This is a genomic window from Microcoleus sp. BROC3, from assembly GCF_036702515.1.
GTDB lineage: Bacteria > Cyanobacteriota > Cyanobacteriia > Cyanobacteriales > Microcoleaceae > Microcoleus.
In genome coordinates, this window is sequence record NZ_JAUBTQ010000008.1 from 116314 (window position 1) to 136202 (window position 19889).

15 protein-coding genes and 1 tRNA gene are annotated in these 19889 nt (G+C 44.1%); 4 read left to right on the forward strand and 12 right to left on the reverse strand.

Going from position 1 to position 19889, the window contains the following annotated elements; all coding sequences use genetic code 11:
- Positions 1 to 59 precede the first annotated feature (59 nt).
- Together QUB30_RS07360 and QUB30_RS07365 are read left to right on the forward strand one after the other, a co-directional pair.
- A complete protein-coding gene (locus tag QUB30_RS07360; protein ID WP_333331254.1) occupies positions 60 to 2219 on the forward strand; it encodes a WD40 domain-containing protein in 2160 nt (719 codons plus the stop codon).
- A 125-nt stretch (positions 2220 to 2344) separates the two neighbouring features.
- Positions 2345 to 2417, forward strand: a tRNA-Thr gene (locus QUB30_RS07365).
- A 324-nt stretch (positions 2418 to 2741) separates the two neighbouring features.
- Here QUB30_RS07365 and QUB30_RS07370 read toward each other — a convergent pair.
- The 3 genes from QUB30_RS07370 to QUB30_RS07380 all read right to left on the reverse strand — a co-directional run bounded on the left by QUB30_RS07370 (position 2742) and on the right by QUB30_RS07380 (position 8539).
- Positions 2742 to 5087 carry a hypothetical protein gene (locus QUB30_RS07370; protein ID WP_333331257.1) on the reverse strand — a complete coding sequence of 782 codons (2346 nt, stop codon included), beginning with the start codon at positions 5085 to 5087 and terminating at the stop codon, positions 2742 to 2744.
- A 376-nt stretch (positions 5088 to 5463) separates the two neighbouring features.
- Positions 5464 to 7353 carry an aminopeptidase P family protein gene (locus tag QUB30_RS07375; protein WP_333331260.1) on the reverse strand — a complete coding sequence of 630 codons (1890 nt, stop codon included), beginning with the start codon at positions 7351 to 7353 and terminating at the stop codon, positions 5464 to 5466.
- A gap of 16 nt (positions 7354 to 7369) precedes the next feature.
- Entirely contained in the window at positions 7370 to 8539 is a 1170-nt protein-coding gene (locus QUB30_RS07380) for a pyridoxal phosphate-dependent aminotransferase (protein WP_333331264.1), read from the reverse strand.
- 94 nt (positions 8540 to 8633) lie between these two features.
- On the opposite strand from QUB30_RS07380, the gene QUB30_RS07385 reads away from it, so the two are divergent.
- On the forward strand, positions 8634 to 9209 hold the full coding sequence (locus tag QUB30_RS07385) for a Uma2 family endonuclease (protein ID WP_333331267.1): 576 nt from the start codon (positions 8634 to 8636) through the stop codon (positions 9207 to 9209).
- 32 nt (positions 9210 to 9241) lie between these two features.
- Here the strand turns inward: QUB30_RS07385 and QUB30_RS07390 are convergent, their stop codons facing one another.
- From QUB30_RS07390 to QUB30_RS07415, 6 genes are all read right to left on the reverse strand, one after another.
- A complete protein-coding gene (locus QUB30_RS07390; protein WP_333331270.1) occupies positions 9242 to 12283 on the reverse strand; it encodes an SMC family ATPase in 3042 nt (1013 codons plus the stop codon).
- A gap of 296 nt (positions 12284 to 12579) precedes the next feature.
- Complete coding sequence (locus tag QUB30_RS07395) at positions 12580 to 13755, reverse strand: exonuclease SbcCD subunit D (protein WP_333331274.1); 1176 nt, start codon at positions 13753 to 13755, stop codon at positions 12580 to 12582.
- Between the two features lie 45 nt (positions 13756 to 13800).
- A complete protein-coding gene (locus QUB30_RS07400) occupies positions 13801 to 14046 on the reverse strand; it encodes a DUF433 domain-containing protein (RefSeq protein ID WP_445300472.1) in 246 nt (81 codons plus the stop codon).
- A 6-nt stretch (positions 14047 to 14052) separates the two neighbouring features.
- Positions 14053 to 14394 (reverse strand): DUF5615 family PIN-like protein, encoded by a 342-nt coding sequence (locus QUB30_RS07405; RefSeq protein WP_333331277.1) that lies wholly within the window; start codon positions 14392 to 14394, stop codon positions 14053 to 14055.
- 3 nt (positions 14395 to 14397) lie between these two features.
- Positions 14398 to 14724: a DUF433 domain-containing protein gene (locus QUB30_RS07410; RefSeq protein WP_333331402.1), complete on the reverse strand. Its 327-nt coding sequence runs from the start codon at positions 14722 to 14724 to the stop codon at positions 14398 to 14400.
- Between the two features lie 76 nt (positions 14725 to 14800).
- Positions 14801 to 15694, reverse strand: a complete 894-nt coding sequence (locus QUB30_RS07415) for an ion channel (RefSeq protein ID WP_333331280.1) — start codon at positions 15692 to 15694, stop codon at positions 14801 to 14803.
- 112 nt (positions 15695 to 15806) lie between these two features.
- Here QUB30_RS07415 and QUB30_RS07420 point away from each other — a divergent pair, with 112 nt between their 5' ends.
- Complete coding sequence (locus QUB30_RS07420; RefSeq protein WP_006634523.1) at positions 15807 to 16127, forward strand: hypothetical protein; 321 nt, start codon at positions 15807 to 15809, stop codon at positions 16125 to 16127.
- 357 nt (positions 16128 to 16484) lie between these two features.
- On the opposite strand, the gene QUB30_RS07425 is transcribed toward QUB30_RS07420, so the two are convergent.
- The 3 genes from QUB30_RS07425 to QUB30_RS07435 form a co-directional block, all read right to left on the reverse strand.
- A complete protein-coding gene (locus QUB30_RS07425) occupies positions 16485 to 17810 on the reverse strand; it encodes a hypothetical protein (protein ID WP_445300473.1) in 1326 nt (441 codons plus the stop codon).
- Between the two features lie 560 nt (positions 17811 to 18370).
- Positions 18371 to 18892 (reverse strand): hypothetical protein, encoded by a 522-nt coding sequence (locus QUB30_RS07430; RefSeq protein ID WP_333331286.1) that lies wholly within the window; start codon positions 18890 to 18892, stop codon positions 18371 to 18373.
- Positions 18893 to 19179: 287 nt separating this feature from the next.
- Positions 19180 to 19530, reverse strand: coding sequence for a hypothetical protein (locus QUB30_RS07435; protein ID WP_333331289.1), 351 nt, complete (start codon positions 19528 to 19530; stop codon positions 19180 to 19182).
- Between the last annotated feature and the right edge of the window lie 359 nt (positions 19531 to 19889).

The following is a 19889-nucleotide window of genomic DNA, read 5'->3' on the forward strand; positions in this document are numbered from 1 at the left end:
CCCAGGAGGTACGCCTGACTCGCGCGATCGCCCTTAAGTAAGAAAAAGTTTTAACTGGTATGTCCTTACCCCGCCCCGTCTCAGACACCCTGATTGAACTGTTGAAGCCTGTAGCCTCTGAATTGGGAGAAAGATTGGGCGCAAGCGCTGTCAACGAACGTTATGCAGAAATTGAACCCTCTGGTTCTTCAGCTTTGAACCAGCAAATCAAAAAAGACCCGCGCTGGATTAAAGCCCAAGTGAAATATTTGCAGCGGCAGCAGGCGAGAGAACAAGAATTAATCGCGATCGCGGGTACAGAAGAAGAATGGGTAAAGCAAGAACGCGCTAATAGAATTAAGGCAGAAGAAGTGAGAGATAAGCGGGCAATTAGCCGGCTTTGCCGCGAGTTAATGCGGGAGTTTCAATCAGAAGCAATTCGAGTTAAGCTGAGCGAAATTCAAACTATTTGGGACAGGGACAACTGGTTTTCTAATTTGAGCAGGCAGGAAACTGAACAAATTTTGCAGCAGCAGCAGCACCGATTGCTGCTGTTAGTTGCTCCCGCAAAAATTAGCCAAGATTGCCCGGATTCGTTTCGCCACAATCTGAATATCGAGCTGCCGGCTAAGTTGAGAGCTTTTTTAAACCAGCACTACCCCCAGCACGGAGATTTGTCTCCTGTTCAGTTTTACGGAGACTATTTCAAAAAAGCAATTTCTGATATTGATGTGGAGCGGTTGCAGACTGTTTTGTCTCCCGTACCGACAGCTATACTGTACAGCGATATCAGCGATTATGAAGTTAATTTTCATGTCGGTTTTTGGGGAATCATAAATCAGAGCGTTTCTCTAGTGGCGATGCAGCCTTGGAATTGGGAAGAGGTTTACCACCAGTTGGAGGCGGAGGGTAAAGATGAAAAGCTGAGCCTGCGGATTATTCGGCAAATCATTGTGACTATTCACAAGTTATTGGCGGCTTTTTTAGCTGATTTGTATTATTTAAATATCGATTTTACTCACGAACCTCAGCTATTGAAATTAGAGTCGGAATTTGCTCAGGAATGGTTTTCTAAAGATTGGGCCCTACCCTATATTGAAACTCTTAAAGAAATTCAGGATCAGCAGCGAATAGTCTATAAGGGAGAGATGCGGCGACTGGCGCTTCGAGAGGCGAAAGCTAGGGCGGAACGCAAGCGTTTGGAGGAGGCTGAACTCAAACGCAGACAGGCAGTTGAGGAAGCATCTAAGCGGGCGAAGGAATTAGCTCACAAATTAATAAATCTGAAATGGCGGTGCGTATACACGCTGCCGGGACATTCATCGTTTGTGAATTCTCTGGCGATTAGTCCTGACGGCAAAATTTTGGCTAGCGGCAGTTGGGATAAAACTATTAAGATTTGGAATTTAGAAACAGCCGAATTAATTGGCACTCTGACGGGACATACCGATCGCGTAAATTCGGTTGCTATTAGCTATGACGGAAAAATGTTGGTCAGCGGCAGTTCGGACGAAACAATTAAGTTTTGGAATTTGCACAACGGTGATTTGCTGTGTACTTTTCCGGGACATTCTATGGAGGTGAATTCGGTGGCGATTAACCCGAAACGCCAGGTAATTGCTAGCTGCGGCGGTGCTGATAATACGATTAAGCTGTGGAATTTGCGGAGTGGTGAGTTGCTGCGGACTTTGAGGGGTCATTCTGACAATGTGAATGCGGTGGTTTTTAGCCCGGATGGTAAAATATTGGCGAGTGGGAGTTCGGATGCAACGAGCAAGGTTTGGGATGTGGAAAGCGGGAAGTTGCTGCGGACTCTTTCGGGGTTGAATGTTGGGGTGAATTCTGTGGCGATCGCGCCGGACGGTCAGATTCTTGCTAGCGTCAGCAATGATTATACGATTAAGCTGCGGAACTTGCACACGGGCAGTTTGTTGCGGATTTTAAATACTAATTATGGGAAGGGAAAGGGTGTAACGAATTTAGGAACGAATGAGGCGCTGCATATTTTGCAGAATTATGTGAGTCGGGGCGATTCGGTTGCTATCAGTGGGGACGGTTTGACTTTGGTTAGTGGCTGCGATGATAATACGATTAATATTTGGAATTTGCAGACGGGGGAGTTGTTGAGCAGTCTTAAGGGACATTCGGGTACGGTGTACTCGGTGGCGATCGCACCTTCGGGCAATTTGCTCGCCAGCGGCAGTGCGGATCAGACAATTAAGATTTGGCGCTGCGATTAGTTAATTGGCAGTGGGCAGACAATTTCGGTTTCGCCCTTACGGGGAGCGGTTTTGGGCGAATTTGAAAAAAAAATGGCTGGGGGGGTTGCGCTAATGACTATAAGTTTGCTATATTAAGTTTCACTGCTGGTGTAACTCAGTTGGTAGAGTAGCTGATTTGTAATCAGCCTGTCGCAGGTTCAAATCCTGTCACCAGCTTTACTGATAAGACCAAGGCTTGATGAAACTTCGAGCCTTGGTCTTATTTTTAGGTATGAAGTGGGTCTAGAACCCCATACCCAACTAAGCTCTTAAAGCTCGGCTTTATGATATAATGTCCTATCTTAGTAGTGTATAAAAAGTGCGAAGTAAACCTAAGCTAGATAGGGATTTAGAGCTGGTTGGCTATTAGTAGGGTATATACCTGTTTTATGTGTTTACATCTACTAAATATTCATTCTTTTTACTGACCTAAGTCAAAGGTTGAATGCTTTTAGTAGAAAGAGCTAGGATAGACTACCACATATACCCTAGCTAAAAGGCTTAGTCTTGACCGCGTAACTGTTTAACAGTCCGTAAGCAGTCCTCTAAAGCCTCTAAGTGTTTAGAGATATCTGCATTGTTACTCAACCATCCAGGCTGCATTTTGTCTAGAGTTTTTTTTAAACTCTTAATGTCCTGCTGTAATAGTGCTTCAATTCCCAGGGTTCTGCTGTTATCCCCATCTTTAAGAATAGAGATAAGTTGAATTTTGATTCTATGTTCCCATCGGCTAACATGATCGGTATATAAAGTCCAAGGGGTTAATACTACTCCCTCTTGTGTTCTAAAACCTAAAGGAATATTTGAAAGCTTGTAAAGTTCGTCAATAAATGCTCCCCAGACTACTTGCGATCTATCTTGATTGTGTTTGACAGTGTGATAGATATTTGTCATCAATTCACCGGGATCTTTTTTGATGAAGCTAAATCCTGCTATGTTTATTTGTCCCCCCTTATTCCAGTGCTTCCAGTTGTTTACCATTTTGTCGAGTAAGTTAGCCGTATCATGACGATCGTAAGTCTCAAGAGTTAGTAGATTAACCAGCTTACCAAGATTGACCTCGGACTCAGAAGTGAAAGGAAGAGTAAACTTGTTAAATTGCTTGGCTATTTGTGGCAACCCCTTAGAATCTTTTGAGAATCCTAATAAATCCTTAAGCGCTACTCGATTAACTATTCTCTCCTCTTTCTCCTTTGTGAATAATTGACTGTTAGAGTCTACAAACTTTTGTACTATTTTTTCAAGTTGGCTTTTAGCTTCCCGCACTAATTGCCGATCGACACTCGTACACCTTAACAGACTGTAGAACTCACCATCTCCGACATATTGGATCGAGGTAGATACTTTAGTAGAAACCTTGCCCGCTATTCTGTCCTTTGATATCTGACTTGTAATATCTAAACGCTGTCTACTTTGTAACATTCCTTCATAGTAAATCTCAATGTAAATTCCTCTCTCTTGCTTGATAATTAACTCCACGTTTTTAAATTTAAAGATACTTAGTAGATAATCCCGGACTTCTTCAAAGCTAGGAAAATTAATAGGAAACTGTTTTCCCAAGCGAGCGGGAACCCTCTTAAGCCATTTCATAACCATAGATACCTCTGATTGCCATATAGCTCTTTCACTCCCCCAAATAAACGTGTATGTTAATTTTTTAGCCTCCAATTCTTGAATAAAGGAAACATCTGCTAACGTGTGACTCCTATAGTAGTTATCCGTATACAAGGAATTATGCTTAAACCCTGCTTTGTCTAAATATTTCCTGATTACTACAGTAGATTCTCGCAAACTCTCTGGATTTAACTTTTTCCCTTGTACTACCTGAATTAAGAGGTTTTCTAGCCTAGCAATAAGCTTTAAACTATTTACCTGGTTTTGATTTTTGAGTCTGTCAATTTCCCTATGCAGATAAGCAATAGCTTGATTCGGACTGAGATTACCTACTACATACCTCGCAAGGTCATACTCTGGCACTTTAACCGGAAGTCCTATTAACTTCCATTCCTTACCCGATGGTTCTAAGCAAGCTAATAAAGGAGTAGTACCAACTACCGACCTAAATATTACAGTTCCCTGTGCTACTTTTGCACCGTCCAACTTAATAGGCTTAGGTCTTTGCCGCTCTACCAATTCTTTTGGTCGTTTATATTCTTTTTCCCAATCAGCAAAACTTATTATTTCAATGATTTTAGAGCAAACTTCCTCGAAATCCTTATTAAGAGCTATCTCCTTATTCAACAAAACAACTACATAATAAAGGAGATATCTCAAAACCTCTTCACTAGCAGGAACGCACAAGTAATCAAGTAAATTTAAAAGAACTCTACTATTTTCATCAGATAATAACTCATTGTTTTGATACAGAGAGACTGCGAGATTTTTAACATATTTTCTGCTGATTTTTCTCTTAAACCACCTTAGCCACGCCTCGATATTAATGTTATATTCAGCAACTAACCTTTTACCCTCCTCTATTTGTTGACGAAGAAGCTGAGAAGATGAGATTTTTTGATATTGGATTATCGCTCGTTCAATAATCCCTTTAAATTTAATCTGGAACTTTTCTAAGCTTTGTTCTCTACTTTCTGAATCAGTGTCTTGGTTACTGGTATTGGTATTGTTTTTTGTTTTCCACTCACAACCTTTGCCTGTATCCTTGAAATGAGAAAAGTGAGAAACTCTCTCTGTACATCGCTTAAAAAAGATAAGTTCTCTACATTTACCACAAGTAAGACCTAGCTTTTTATAGGATTCATAGTTTAGCGTATCATCATCAGGTGTAAATTCTTTATCTAAAAAGATAGATATGGCAAAAGAAATAGATACTTCTGATTCGGTTCTCATAAAACTTAACCCCCTTGTTTTTGGTAATTGTTATTAAGCAAATAGAAATTTATAAAGGTTTAGTAATTATTCTTATAAAGTTATCCCAGCATTACCTATTAATTTAACAGGAATCCTCTGGCATATACTGTGACTTAAATCACCTAATGGTCTGAAACCCTAAAATTCTATAGCAATAGCTTTAGCTATTTATCAGTAGGTGATTTTATCCTGACAAGTGTAACTATGTAACTATGTAACAGTAGGGACACGGCAGTGCCGTGTCCCTATCTGATATGTGCTAGTTTTGTACCTTTGGGGCGGGCTCGCGTGCCCACCCCACAAGAGTTTCCCGAAAAATAGGTGCACAAGTTAAATGTGCGACAAATTACAAGGCTTAACCTAACGCAGTGCAGGCTTTTTTCAACCATTCAATTGTTGCTGCATCAAGTACGGGTTCCAGTTTCTCGACTACCGAAGCGTGATAATTATTCAACCATGCTAGTTGAGTCTTTGACAGTCGATCGACATTTATCAATTTGCGCTCAAACGGAATATACGTCAGCGATTCAAATCCGTACCAAACCGTAGCGTTTTTGGATGGCATTTCCCTGACAACATAGAGATTTTCGATGCGAATTCCGCCCCATCCCGGTTCGTAATATCCGGGTTCGATGCTCGTTACCATTCCGGCTTCTAGGGGATATTGTACCGATTTGCTGATGCCGTTTGGCCCTTCGTGACCGGCTAAAAACGCGCCGACTCCGTGCCCGGTGCCATGTCCGTAGTCTAGCTGTTCTTGCCATAATACCGCACGGGCGATCGCATCTAATTGCGCTCCCGTTGTTCCTTTGGGGAATTGCTGCATTGCACAGTTGATGTGCGCGATTAAAACTGTGGTGTAGTGTTCTATTTGTAGCGCCGTCGGTTCTCCGATACTTATTGTTCTCGTATCGTCGGTTGTACCTGCTAAATATTGCGCGCCTGAGTCAAGCAGCAGCAATTCTCCGGGTTTTAAGGTGACTTCTGGGCTGGGGGTTCCGTAATGTACGATCGAGCTATTGGCTCCCGCACCGGCGATCGTTCTAAAAGTTAAAGTCTGAAAATCTGTTTCTTCCTGGTAAAACCTTTCGATGCTTTCTTTGACATCAAACTCTGTCAAGAGCTTACCATTTTCTAGCTGTTCTGTCAACCACTTTAAAGTCAAAGTTTTCGCTCGACTTGCTTTGAAATTGGCTGATTTCATCTGCTCGATTTCAACCGGATTTTTTCGAGCTTTCATCCCTTCTACCGGATGTGTATCAAAAACTATTTCGATGTTGTAAAACTGCGCTTGTTGATGGTTTAATATTAACTGGTAGGTGCCTGCTGTGCTGTGTTTCGGGTCTAAAAGTACCCGAACTTTATGTGGCAAATTTACGCAAGTTTCTAATGTATGGGGATAGTCGGCGTAGGGAAGCAAAGTTACATCCGCCCGCAATTCTTGCTTGATTTCTAGCGAAATTCGTTCGGGATTTGTAAACAAAAACGCTGAATCTGTGGTGACAATGGCATAGGATATGAAAATGGGAATGTGGGGAATATCCGAGCCTCGGAGATTGAACAGCCACGCTATTTGATTCAGGTTGGTAATCGGAAGCACATCGATATTGGCTTTTTGCATCGCTTCCCTGACTCTGGCTAATTTTTCGGCGGTGGTTTCTCCTGTCAGGGATACAGGTAAGCTAAATATGGGCTCTGCATCAATCGCAGGTAAAGTCTCTGCTGTTTGCCAAGGAGTTTGCGATCGCACTTTGTCTGTCAAATTCTCCCGGATTGGTATGAGCTCAATCTCCGCAGTTGCAAATTTTTTCACCCAATTTTGATATTGCTCTGTCGCTACGGTAAATGGGTCAAAACCCAGGCGAATTTTCTTTGATTTTTGTGCCGATTCTACAGCCAATTTTTCTAAAGTTTCAATTAAGGTTAAATTTCCTTCTAAGCCGAGTTTCGATATTTGAATAATTCCCGTATCGACTTGCAATTCGGCTTGTTCGTAATAGCGGGAATCCACAAACAACCAAGCGGAATCTTTACCAACCAACAAATCGCCGGCGGAACCCGTAAAACCGCACATCCAAGCTCGCCGCTGCTTGGCTGCTGGAACTGATAAATTTAAGTGTTCGTCAACCGCTGGGATGTAATAGCAATTTAATTCATAATCTGCCATCAAATCGCGCAAGTCTGCCAGTTTTGCAGCGGAGGTATCTTGGATATTTGTATTTGCTTTTAAGTTAGTGGCAACCATGTTGAATCTTCCTATTTTACTTGTTTAAAATTGTCTTCAAACCTTTAACTAATCTCCTAATACCTGCGGTGGCGGTTGCTTTTTCCAAAGCACCGTAAGCAACCCGCAAATAGCAGCCGCTATCCATGCCGAAGGTTGTACCGGGAAGCACTGCTACGTGATATTCGCGAATTAATTTTTCTACTAATTCCATTGTATCGATTTCAGTATCAACTTTCAAGAAAAAGTAGAATGCTCCGCAGGCTGGGGAAATTGTACACAAGTTTTGGATGGTATTGAGTTCGTCTAATACGAGTTGTCGCACCGATGCGATCGCCCTTACATAATTATCGCAGTAACCTCTACCAACTTGCAAGGCTCCCAGGGCTGCATACTGAGAAATTACCGGCGGACAAATTAAGATTGTATCTTGAATCTTTCTCACTGAAACGAGCAAATGTTCTGGGATTACCATATACCCGATCCGCCAACTCGCAAAACCATAGGCTTTGGAGAGGCTAAATAGAGAAATTGTATGTTCGCTGCTGTTGGGAAAAGCGGCGGGCGAACAGTGTTTGACGCCGTTATAAGTAAAATATTCGTAAGCTTCATCGCTGATGTGATATATGTTGTGCTGACGGCAAATTTCGTTAACTTCCCGGAGCGCTTCGGCTGAATAAACAACGCCAGTTGGGTTGTTGGGTGAAACGGTGACGATGGCTCGCGTTTTGTCGGTAATTGCTTGTTTTATAGCATCGATATTAAGTTGATAGTTGGCGTCGGTTTCTACTATCACTGGTCGGCAATTTGCCATAATTGCCGCCATTTCGTGGTTGAAGTAATAAGGTGATTGGATAATCACTTCGTCTCCCGCCGAAGTGATAGCAAGAATGGCGTTGGTAAATCCCATGTTGCTGCCGGCGGTAACGACAATACAGTTTCTGCTGTTAATTTCAATGCCGTTATCGGTTTTGAGTTTGGCTGCAATTGCATCTTGTAATTGTGGAAGACCTTCGACGGCTTTGTATTTGTGATTGTCGGGATTTGCGAAGAATTCGGGTATTTTTTCAAATGATTCTTGTGGCGGATTGTAGTAAACTACGCCTTGTCCTAATGATATCGTTCCGGGATTTTGGCGGATCAGTTCGCCAACTACTGGAATTATTGGCGACTGTACCGATTGCATTCGAGTCGGGTGATTTTTCATATAAAATTTGTTGTTTACGGCGTTATCTGATAATTTATGCTACCGCAAAATCGTGCTAAAATGAAATATCAGCTCATAACGGGAGAAAGTTCCTATGTCAACGATGACTGTCAAAGATATTGAGCAAGTTCAAACGGCTTTTTCCGAAGCGGGTTTAGATTACCAAATTGAACTAGAAGACGGGAGACTTTCAATTATGGGCCCCTCTGACATCGTATCCAGTGAAATCAGCAGCCGTCTCATTGCCTTTCTTTTCGCTTGGGTAAATCCCCGCCGTCTCGGACGAGTTTTTGACTCGGCAGGCGGTTTCATCATGCCAGATACTAATGTCAAAGCACCCGATGTTTCTTTTGTTCGCGCCGCACGACTGCGCCAAAGTCCGCGTTATTTTGGACAGTTGGTTCCCGATTTGGTGGTAGAGATTAAGTCTCAAAGCGATCGCCTTCAGCCTATCGAAACCAAGGTTTTGAAGTTTGTTGAGCTCGGAGCGATTGTCGGAATTGCGATCGATCCTGATGCAGAAACAGTGAAGATTTATCGATCGGCTGGCGAACCACAAATTTTACAAAATGGCGATATCTTAACAGTACCAGAACTTTTCCCCGGTTGGGAATTGCCCGTTTCTGAATTGTGGCCTCCTATCTTTACAGAAGAAGAAACACAATTATAGAAAAACTACAATATATCGCAACAAGAAGAGACTTAAACTCTTTCAACTTCTATTCTAGAGCCTTGGGGGGACTTGTACACTTTAACTTGTGCAGGCAATCTTTCGCCCAATCCTCGAACGTGGGTAATCACTCCAATCAGCCTTTCTCGCTGCCGCAAAGATTCTAAAATTTGAGTAACGCTTTCGAGAGTTTCCGTATCTAAAGTCCCAAATCCTTCATCAAGAAATAAGCTGCCCAAGTGAGTTCCTTGAGACAGTTTTTCTGACAAAGCTAAAGCCATTGATAAGGAAGTGGCAAAGGTTTCGCCACCGGAAAGAGTACGGACTCGTCTAGCTTCGCCGCCGTTCCAATTATCTGCTACCCAGTATTCGCCGTCTTGGTTTATTAGTTTGTAGCGATTTTCGGTTAATTCTTGCAAAATTAAGGTGGCGCTTCCGACTAATTCTGCTTCTAAATGTTCTAAAATGTATGATTGAAATTCGTTGGATTTGAGGTTCTGCGCTAAGGTGTGATAAGTTTGCTCTTGTTCTGTGAAATTTGTGATTTGCTGTGACAGTCTTTCGGCTTGTTCGAGATTTTGGGCTGCTACTTGAATCCAAGCTAACAGTTCGGCGCGGTTGTTGTTGGCTTGTTTGAGGTTTTCTTGGGCGGTATGTTTTGCCGATCGCACTTGTGCTAAAGTATTCTCATCGGTAGTTCTGCCTGCGATCGCCTCGCTCAAATCTTTTGCCCGCGTCTCTAACTGAATTTTTGATTCGCGGTGAGAGCGAATAGCATTTTCCCATTCTGATTGTTCCTTAACTGTCACAACCGCTGCTAAAAATGTCTCTTCTGTGAAATCAGCCGCCGTTAATTTGGCTGACCAATCTAGGTTTAGCTGCTGTTTATGAGCCTGGGCTTGCCCAAAAGCCTCTCCAGCTTGTTGCTCTCTCTCTGCTGCTTGAATAACCGTATTTTGAGCATTTTGATAAGATTTTTCTGCAACTTTCAGCAGATTTGCCAAGTCTTGCTTGTCTTCTTCTAAGGCTTTTGCTAAATTAGGATAAGGTTGATATTCGGTAATTTGATAAAGCGCATTAACACAACTTTGCAACTGCTGCTGCCGGCGGTCTGATTCGGCGATCGCATCTTGATATTCTTGCTGTTTAGCTGCTTGAGTCGCCGCTGCAAAATTAAATCTTTGTTGAAAATTCTCATATTCCAATGATGCGAGTTGGAACTGCTGCTCGGTTTCGCGATATTGCCGATCGCTCTCTTTAAGTATTGCCAACTCCTGCTGCAACCGCAACACTTCCCACTGAGAAATTTCTATAACTAGAGTGATTTGGTGCTGCAATTCGGCAACTCTATTCGCGGTTAATTCCAAGATTTGAGTAATTTCCGACTCTTTTTGCAGGCAAGCGGAAACTGCACTTTTTCCCTCAGCCGCCAACCTTTGAGCCTCTTGAAAAACCTGATTTGCCGCCGCAAATTTCCGCTGCAAACCAGCGACATCGACAATATTAGAATTCGGCAAAGGAGGGAGCAGCTCACTGTCAGGATGCACCCCCCCGCACACCGGGCAAGTATCGCCAGAATTTAGGGACATTCTGACAACAGCAACACTCTCTAAACGCGCCGCTTCCGCATTAGCAGTTTCCGCCGCTTCTAACTCGCTACCGCACTCTTTTAGCCTGATTTCGGCTGCTTTTAAATTAGCGGCCACCTTCACATAATTCTGTTGAGCGCTTTCCCTATCTGCAATAGATTTATCCAACTGTTGCTGCTGAGTTTTCCCCTGCTTGGCAATTAGCTGAACTTCCATCAATAATGGTGCAATTTGCTGCAATTGCTCTAAACGCTTTCCTCCCGGCGCATACTGTTCGAGTTTTGCCGCTGCTTGAGTAACTCGAAAACCCGCACCTTGAATTTTAGTATTAGCAGCTTGCAGTTCTTTATCGGCTGCCATAAAAAAGCGGAGTTTTTCCTGTTGAATTTTTTGGGCTAGCGCAACTTCTTTTTCTAATTGAGTGCGCTGTTCTTCATATACTTTCGCAGCAGCTAGAGCATCTTCGCGCGCCTTAATTTGTGGTGATAATGCCTTTTCTTTGGCTTTTGCCTCGTCAAATTTATGCTGCTCTACTGCTAGCTCTGAACGAGCTTTAATTAACAGCTTTCGCGCTGCCATCGAGGCACGTTCGGCAGTTTCATGCTGGCTGCGAGCCGATCGCACTAAAGCCCAATCTCCTTGTAAATGATTGGCAGCTTGCGCTCTTTCTAAACGCTGTGCTAAAATTTTCATCTCAGCATAATTAGCATTTAATTGGGTCAGTTCTTGTTGCAGCTCTTGCCAGCGAGCGATTTGCGAAAATAGTTGTTCCTCTTCATCGAGATTCTTTTGAGCTTTCATAACGGCGCGATCGATCTCAGGCAACTGCTGCTCTAAAATCAAAAGTTGCGATCGTCTTTCCTCCACCTCATCCGCCGTCGGCGCACTCAAATCCGCTAGCTGCCTTTCCACCATTTCCCGTTCTTGTTTGAGCAACTTAGCCAGCTCATTTGTTTCCTTCCGCATCTGCTCAAAAATCTCAAATCCTGCTAGCTGCCGCAAAATTTCCCGGCGTTTTGATGTATCCCCTTTAATAAACTCATCAAACTTGCCTTGAGGCAGAACAATTGCTCGCGTAAAAGTATCAAAATCCATTCCTAAAATCTGTTCAATGGTATTTTGAACAGCAACAATACTCGTTCCCAAAGTTTCCCATTGACCATTTTGCCAGTTATCCAAAATTACCTTATTTTCGGGAGATTTCGGACGGAAACGCCACCTTCGCGTCACCCGATACTGTGCCGAACCCACAGCAAAACGCAACTGCACTTTTAAATTTTCGCTGCCTTGACTTGCTAAATCACTTACTTGTTTGCCGCTGCGAGTTGTCGTGCCAAAAAGAGCGTAGGTCATGGCATCTAGCAGTGAAGATTTGCCCGCACCTGTAGCACCAGTAATTGCAAACAAATCGAGTTGAGAAAAATCTAAACGCTGTTCGCGGTGGAAGCTGGTAAATCCTTCGAGAATAAGTTCGAGTGGACGCATACTGATTTTAGTTTTAGGATTTGGGGTTTTAGATTGTATTACTCTTTACCAGGCTCCGCCTGGTAATGCAGACCCGGAGGCTCTGCCTCCAATTTTTCTATTTGCCTGGTAACGCAGACCCGGAGGCTCTGCCTCCAATTTTCCTATTTAAGCGCGAGGCAGAGCCTCTGGATATTGGTTTACAGACGGAGGCTGGGAACCAGTTAAAGCGCGAGGCAGAGCCTCTGGATATTGGTTCCCAGACGGAGCCTGGGAACCAGTTTATTTGGGATTTTGGATTGTATCTTTTTACCCATTTAATTATTAACTGTTTCCTTAAACTTCTTGTACAAGTTTTGAAATTCCTCCAATACTGCCGGTTTCGGTGTCGTTCCCAAGCGGTTTTGATAATAGTTGCAAAACTCTGCTGCCGGATCGAAATTATTGGGATCGATATTAGTTATTTCGGTTGCTTCTAGCGCTGCATCTGGATAGCGCGGTTCAATTAACAGCGCTTGAGAACAGATTTGGCGCACTCGATCGGCAAGCCCGATTTGCGGACTGTCCAGTTCGACAATTACTTTCAAGAAACCCGGATGATACTGATGAGCTTCTAAAGTTTCATCAAGATTGTCGTTATGACATTTAAGCACTTTTAACGGCTTGTGGCAAGCCACAGGCTTAAATTCCACCTTTGCCTCACCTCCCGGCTCAACTTCTATCAAGCAAAATCCTTTTTCCTGTTCCGCTTCTCCAAAATCTAACTGAATCAAAGAACCGGAATAATAAGCGAGAGAAGTCTCAGAAATCCGCTGGTGAATGTGGATATGTCCGAGGGCAACATACTGAGCTTCCGGCGGCAGAGTTTGCGATGACAGGAGGTATTTTTCTCGCGTGTAATAAGCGGCTTCAGATTTTGCCAATCGAGCGCCGTCAATGCTCATGTGTCCCATGAGAAAATTGACAGTATTGTCTCTAAAATCCCTGGTTAAATCTTCGAGTAAATATGCTACTATTTCGCGGTAGTCTTTTCGGCGATCGGCATCGCCCGACTGCCAGAGAGAATTAGCATCTAACAGTTTTTGTTCGGAAGCAAAAGGCATCGCTCCCACACAAAGTTTACCGCTTTTTGTATTGAGAGTAATTGTGCCGCCGTCTGCGGAAAGCCTGGGTTTGCCTAAAGCGCGAACACCGGCGAGGGAAAGCAATTGCGCGATGCTGTCGATGCGGGATGCCGAATCGTGATTACCGGCGATCGCAATTGCGGGAATTCCTGCCGCTTGGAGTTCGCAGAAAAAGTTATAAGCAATGCGTTCGGCGTAAGCGGGAGGGTTGGGCACGTCGAAAATGTCACCGGCAACGAGCACAGCATCGACATCCAAGGCTTTTGCTTGCTTCAAAATCTGTTCGAGGGCGATCGCAATTTCAAAAGTGCGATCGATCCCTCGAAAACGTCGCCCTAAATGCCAGTCAGCAGTATGAATTATTCGCATAGTACGAGGAGTATTTTGTTTATTTTCATAGAAACCTGTAACTTTTCAATCTTCCTCATTTCCGTGAATTGCTGTTTCAATCTCATCAGGATATGCCTCAGCATAACTAAAAGCATTCACCAAATCTGCGGCACTCAGATCCGGATGACCTTCTAAAATTTGAGCATCGGTGGCATCTTGACGGCGATAACTTATTAACAGCCAAACAGGAATCCGCGTTTTTCGGATACAGGCTTCACCGCCCATGACACCGGGAGTCTTTTGAATTCCATACCAGAGGTATTTTATCACTTCTACTCACTCCAAAGGACGGTTAACTCGAATCAGTAAACTTCTCACTGTTTCTCGATTAGCAATAGCTTCATTAATGCGTAAAGCCAACAGATCCCTATTTGAGTCATCTTTACAAACAATGATACCAGCATGGTCGGGTTGTAATGTATGCAGCCTGATAAAATGACGGCGATTGAGCGTTAAAATAGCGCGGTCAATACTCACTGCAAAAGCTAACACTTCTTCATCAGGAATTTTTTGATTAGCATTTCCGGCTTCCTGTACGGTAAGGACATCGTGACCTAAAGTCCTCAACAATTCCACAACCCGCTTCGGAAATTGTTCATCTGCATAGCAACGCGCCACTTTTCAATCTTCCTCATTTTCGTGAATTGCTGTTTCAATCTCATCAGGATATGCCTCAGCATAAGCCCAAGCATTCGCCAAATCAGCGGCACGCAGAGTCGGATAGTCTTCTAGGAGTTCAGCTTCAGAAATACCTAAACGGCGAGCATTCACCAGCACCCAAACAGGAATTCGCGTTTCTCTGATGCAAGCATCGCCGCCGCACACGCCGGGAGTCTTTTGAATTCCCGACCAAAATTTTCTTAAACTTTGGGCTAGTAATTCTATAGCTTGAGCCTTCTCTTCGGGAGTTAAAGCCAAGAGCTGCGGTTGCAATTCTTTCAGTGTCATGTTCGCAGTTATTAAGTTCATAAATATTAACTTGTTTTGCCATACAGGTATTCTAGCACTGGCTCAATTAAAACATTCATTCCACAGGCTTCACCTCGTGAAACCGAGTATAATCAACCACCCGCCCTCCCGTCGCTGATTTCAAAAGAATATCTACAAACCGCATATTCCACATAATTTCAGACGCCACAAAAGAATGTCGCGCATGAATAGTTTGCGAAACTGTTTCGTCAATTCCTGTTAAAGTAATTACAATTTCTGCTTGTTGATCCATCAAGTCTTGGGCAGTAAGTTGGTACAAAGGACTGCTCTCCTCAATTGCGTGCATCACCGTCCAAGTTAAGGCAAAAACCGGAGAGTGACTCCGCATCAATTGCAAATCGTAAAAACGCCGCATAAATTCTCCTTCCGGTGTTACCTCGTCGCGGATCAAAGTAGCTCGCTGCTGCGCTTCTAAAATTTGGTTAAAACGCTGATTTGCAGTGCGGTACATCAGAGTCGGAACGCCGTTGAAAGGAGCGATCACAGCTACCCGGCTGAAGATAACTCTAGCTGTTGGTCGAGAAAATCTCGAAAAAGCCAGTCCCGTCACCATCGCCACTCCCCACAAACCAAAAAGCGCTTGGATCGCGACTATAGTATTAGCGTAATCCGTGCGCGGATACATAGAGCCGTAGCCGATCGTCGCCATTGTTTGCACGCTGAAATAAAAGGCATCTGGGAAAGAACCCGGCCGCGCGTTAGCAATGCAATCTCCTCCCGCCAAGTAAGCTAAGGCAAATAAAGAATTTGTGACTGTATAGGAGAGACAAATCAGGATGAAAAATCGCGGCCAAGAAAGAGTTAGCAGGCTGTGGTAGAGGTCGGCAAAATGCAGGCGAGGTACTCCCAACTTGACAATATTTAAGGGCAATTGTCCTTGGCGGCTGACTAAACGCGCCTGTTGCTGGCGGTTGCGGGGTATTTTCATTGCGATTTGTAACTCCTGCTGTTTCAATTTGTAACTATTGCTTTGAGCGGGAAAACTTATCCTTTAGACTGATGTCTGATTCCAAAAATACGGATAAAAGCGGAGTTTAGAAATGGTTGAGCTTAACTGGCATGACTATCTCGTTATGGTTTCTTTTGTGGCTTCTATTGCGGGTCTAGTCCTGCTGGGTGATAATCGCAACTCACCGCCAACGGACGATCGCACTTTGAGCGAAGAAATCCTAATCAAGATGAGCTTTACTTACTGGATAGTGTACTGCATCTCTTTTTTCGGGCTGAAACTTCACCTACCAGAAGATAGCTGGTTATTGCTCAGTTTGAAGCTGACTACTGTTCTTTCTTACTTGTTGACTGCTTCTAGCATACTCAGCCTGCCGCTGCAACGCATGGCTGTCCGACGAGTTGAAGATTAAAAAAAGTGTTTGTAGTGAGGACTTCAGTTCTTTCGATCGCGGTGAAGAAAAACTAAAGTCCTGACTGCAAAGCTATTTGAGTAATATTACCGGGCCATAAGCTCACAGCTAGCTGTGAGCTTGTTTAATGGTTTATTATCTGAGGGATGCAGACTAACGCGCCCAAAATGGCTAGGGTCGATCGCACTGGCACTTGAAATTGCCATTCTCTTCCTGCTTTCCCTTGGCTGTGGCAATCTCATCGAGTATCCCTTGGCAAAGCCGGCGCGTTAGCCCATAGCATGAGGTGGAGTTGGTGAGTAGCCTACACTGTATGCGATACCATAGCGTGTAGGAATATGCCACGAACTTAGTTGCTTAGGATTTAAAACCTTTAGAGCTTTTCTTTTTCTCCTGCGGTTTAGACTTTGACTTATTAACTTCGCCTAAAGCTTCCTGAAATAAGTTGTGCAGGTGCACGGGAACGCTGGCAATTTCCGGGAGTTCAGGTTCTAAAGGTTTTTTAAACTCTTGCAGCAAGGCATCTAAATCGCGATCGAGCTGAAAGTCTGTACGTTGCAATACAGTTTGCAAAATTTGTTCTAATTTCGCTGGATTAACTTTAGCTAAACGTTGCCAAATCCAGGCATTAATTGCAGGATCTTCGAGATAGTTACGCACCAGCTTTTCGTAACCGGGAACGGTTGAAAAGTCTTCAGCAGATAGCAGTGCAGTAAATTGAGCGTAGGTAGACAAAAAGGTTTGTCCCCAGCGAGGATGAGAAAGTGCTGTCACCTGTTCGGCTTTCTTGAAGCGATCGGGCAATTCGACTTTCGGCATTACCATTTTTGAACTAGCATTGCTGTCGAGCATTACCTCAACTGCGTTAGCATCGGCACCTGCTGCCGCGATTGCTGCTGCTTTGACTTCTTCTCGATCGACTCCGGCATCTTCAACGATATCCGCCAGAGATTTACTTCCATCAACGCCGATATCCGCTAGGCGTTTTTTAGTGATAAATTCCTGAAATTCAGCCAACTGTTTATTCAGGTGATACCCCGATAGCGTCAATTCATCACTACCAAAAAATTCGGTAAAATCTTCATGGTACTTTTCTACTGACTGCCAAGCTTGCTCTAACAATTCCGGGGCATCGCTGTACAGGTTCTTGTTGTGATTTTGCTTGAAATTGCCGATCGCCACCGCCAACTTCGGCTTACCCAATTTCCCTTTCAAAATGGGAGAGCTCGAAAGTATCCACCAGTCATCGGTAAGGGGAGAAATCCGAGCCAGCAAGATTTCTCCTAACTTAAAGCGAGACATCTCTGCAAGAAAATTAGGACTGTTGGGCTTGACAACGTAGTGCTTAGCCGTCAGCCAGTTCATCAGTTCAAACCTGTCGGGGGAAAGTTGAGTGATTTCAAATAAGCCAGTGAAGCTTCTGTGCTGCCAACTTTCGAGCAAGCTACGATCGCTCTGGGTTAAATCCGGCTGACTTTCGACAAATAGGTCGATCGGCGTTTTCTCTCCGACTTTACCTTCGATGGTAAAACTGTCAATCACTTGATTTTGCTGAGCAATATCGTAGCGCTCGCCGGTCGATCGAGCTGCAGCATAAGCTTCCAAAGCTACCGCCAACTCTCCCTCAGCATCCAGCACAAAGTCAATTAAATTTTGCTTGAGTGTCCAAGCTCTTTCCAACATTTCATCCACAAGTAATACCAATTTTGAATGAGAGGATTTAGATTAACAATTATCGGACTTGAAGCCACCGACACTTTACGAGCCGGCTGCGATTGAAGAAAGCGCATCGCGAAAAATGACAGAAATATGCGATCGATGCCTCAGTCGTGAATAAGTTTAATTTTAAGGCTAATAGTCAAAAAAAAATGTTAATCTCAAACGGAAGCATCCCGATTTTGTAAAAAGCATTTTTTAGGAGTGCGATCGTCCCGCACAACCAAGCCTCTACGTCTCTAGCGAGTTATCACAGCGAACAGTCCTGTGAAATAAAAATCGTGCTGAAAAATGCGATTTCAAGGGATCATAAAAATACCCTCTCCGATGTAGAGAGGGGCTGAAAATCCCCAAAAACTTCGCTAAACTTGCGTTAAAAACTGTGCCATCTATCAACAACAGTCCAGAACGCAGCAGCCGGGTTTTTTTTGATCAAACACTTCTCTCCATTCCGGTACCCGGCTAAAAATAACCGGAACGCTTGAGTTTGTGTGTCTCCAAGACTGAGAAATACTTGGCGTAAGCCCTTAGCGGCCGTCTTTGTCAATGTCACCAGGAACAGCGCGTTCCACCCGATCCCAAGCGTCGCGCGTGGCGTGCTTAGCTTTTTCCCAAGTCACATTAGACTTACCGCGATTTGTTTCGTAGTCGCGCTGCAAATCCGGTTCGATCTCGTGGTATTTCTTACCAGTAGCGCCATAGCGGCTGTATCCCTCATAACCGGTGCGGTATGCAGGCTGATAGTCTTCGTAAGTCGCGCTCGTGTCCACGTAAGGACGAGAACTGTAGTTGCTTTGCCAGTAAGCATCTTCTACCGTGGGGTCGATCGCCTCGGCCACACCTTTGCCCACCAAACCGCCGCTAAACGAACCCACCACAGCGCCCACAACTGCTCCTACAGGCCCGCCGATGGCACCGCCGATCGCAGCACCTGCAGCACCCGCACCCGCCGCACCAATACCCGTTGCGACTGGATGAGCTCCCTTTTCCCCGGAAATCGGGTCGAGGTTAGCATCAGGTTCATGTACCGTTTTTTTGTCATCGCTCATGATATTTTTTTCCTTTTATCTAACTGTAACTCATATTAAATTTACCTTTTAAATTCATATCTATTCATCTGCCTTAAGGATGAAGCTGCTAGCTTAAAAAGGAGGGAAATGAGAAAATACTTCTCGACTCAAAAAGTAGTTTTACAAGCTACTCTCAAGCGATAAGGTGCGCCGAGGCGCACCCTAGATAATTATGTTCAAGTGAGTCCTGAGATCGGATCAATTGTCTACTCACGGAAGCTGTGTATTTACCAGCAACTTAAGTTAGATATAAATCTCTTGATTGATTAGTTGCCCGTGACCTTTTCGATCAAATCTTCAGCTTTTTGAACTATTCCTTCTTGCGGGTGCTCTCCCTTGTACTCCTTTAAGCTTTCGTCGTAAGCTTTCTCGACCTTTGCAGGATTTTGAGAGGTTTTGACTATTTCATCGTAAGCTGCTTGGGGATTGAGATCCTCGAAACTTTCTGCGGGGTCAGTAATTTTAGCTTCTGGCGGCGCCTGAGTTCTGTCTTGACCTGCGTAAGCAGCCTGACTGGGTACTACCGCTAGACTTAGCAGACCAATGAAAGCCAGCGTACAGACCAGCAAAATGCTTTGGCTCAATGTTTTTCCGAGAGCTTTTAAAACCCGCTTCATATCAAATTCTCCTCGTATTTTTCCGCAAAAATTATGGTGTTTGTCGCCCCTTCACTGCGATCGCACATTGACTACCTTGGTTCAAGCGCAATCTTTGTCGCAGCTACCGCATCTAGAGCGAGCCAAAAGGGATGTTTCCCGTCATGTCCCATATCTTAAGCGCCTGCTTGTTACTATTACTTCTACCAAAAGATAGATTAGTTAGACAAGCGGAACTCATCTCCTATGAGGGGCGAGGGCAATTCCTGCGAGGAACCCTATCTATGGGTTTTCCCATCAATTACGAAGCCCCTGACTCTTCTCTTTCGGCCCGTGTTTCGCGTCTTAGCAGTTCGGGCAAAAATTCCATTTTCCAACAT